A 942-nucleotide genomic window follows, 5' to 3' on the forward strand; every position below is an offset into this window, starting at 1 on the left:
AAGACCTACACGATTAAAGTGTGGAATTTTGAGATAGCCAATATATAAGAACCGTCAAAAGTGAAAAAAAGTTTTGCTAGCTCCTGTAAGGTGGCTAGCTGTTGGTCTAATCATAACATCTGTTATAGTATTTGCTATTTCTCTTCTAGTACTTTTTGTGATTGTTACAATATTGCGTAAGCTATATTACCTTGTAGGAACGGCTAGAGCAAAGAGCAGCAGCATTTGAAGAAATAGTACACGTCCCACAAACAACACATAATACCGACATAAACGTAATATTGACTTAATATTAATATTGAAAACTAAAGGAAAACCATGGTGAACCTGATATTGAAGACGGATTTACAAAAGAAATAGAAAATTTTTAAAAAAAAAGGAGTAAACTAAACAGAAAAAGCTGCAGAAAATATCAACTTAAAGAAGATGAGAAAAAACATGTGAATGCTTGAAACGTATACAAAATATACATAGTGGAAGTGGGTTAACATTAAAAGCAAGTTTTAAATTTGGTTAGGAAAGCTTGTAATGACAAAGATAAAAAAGTGCCGGTTCAAACATAAATATTGATACACAAATACTCCACAGAAAATACCAACTACTTCAGCATCTAATAGAATCGCAAATAGAATACGGGTGTATGGTGATCATGGTTTAAGTGCATGCTTCACTGGAACTTTCAAAAGCATCGTCTCTTCCTTATATATGTTTGGAGAGTTTTCCTTCTTGCAGAGGGTAAATAAGGACAATGTAAAACAGGAATTTGAAGATGAGTTGCAAACAAAGGGTGAAGAATTATTTAATCAACTTTCCAATAAAGCGGAAGAAGTTGCAAAAGCTTTAAGTAGTGATTCTTCTACAAGGTTCTTTTCAGACTATGTAGAGTCGTTTAAAAATCACCCTTCACGTGCATGTAATCAACTAGTAAGAGTAAATCTTTAT

Annotated in this window: 1 pseudogene; it reads left to right on the forward strand. The window is 32.8% G+C overall.

The features are described 5' to 3' along the window. Nucleotides 1-636 precede the first annotated feature (636 nt). A pseudogene (locus CCY16_RS06925) lies at nt 637-942 on the forward strand (hypothetical protein); the annotation flags it as partial.

The sequence above is a fragment of the Wolbachia endosymbiont of Wuchereria bancrofti genome, assembly GCF_002204235.2.
GTDB lineage: Bacteria > Pseudomonadota > Alphaproteobacteria > Rickettsiales > Anaplasmataceae > Wolbachia.